We start from the raw sequence: 455 nt of genomic DNA, 5'->3' as shown, positions 1-455 counted from the left end.
CAAGAAAGCTCGTCGCAAGAGCCGTTGCAATTGCGCCGACGATCTGCTGCAGCGTGTTCATGATCGTTGAACCGTCGGCAGATTCCGGACCGGCCCGCGCATTCAAAGCATGCGTCTGGGATGGCGACATCGCAAGCGGACAGCCGATCATCAAAACGACGTGAGCAGCGATGACATAGGCAAGAGACGACTTTGCGTCTGCAAAACAAAACATCAAGACACCGATCATGGCAATGACGAAGCCCAAGCGAGCAAGCAGCTTGGCCCCCATGCGGTCATACATTCTCCCGGCAAATGCAGAGACCAAGGCATTGACGATGGCGCCCGGCAGCATGATGAGACCGGTCATCGCAACCGGCAGCAGCATGGCATTTTGAATGAACTGGGGCATGAGATACATCGCGGACAAAATGATGCCGAAATCAAGCATGACGAGGATGGCGCCGGTCCGGAAG

General features: G+C 55.8%; 1 protein-coding gene. It reads right to left on the bottom strand.

The annotated features are described in order from the left end of the window. The coding region (locus KJQ99_RS09715) for an MFS transporter (RefSeq protein ID WP_214150713.1) at nucleotides 1-455 on the bottom strand (455 nt) is incomplete at both ends.

It is taken from the genome of Campylobacter sp. 2018MI13 (genome assembly GCF_018501135.1).
Lineage (GTDB): Bacteria > Campylobacterota > Campylobacteria > Campylobacterales > Campylobacteraceae > Campylobacter_E.
This window is presented reverse-complemented; position numbering and strand designations above follow the sequence as displayed.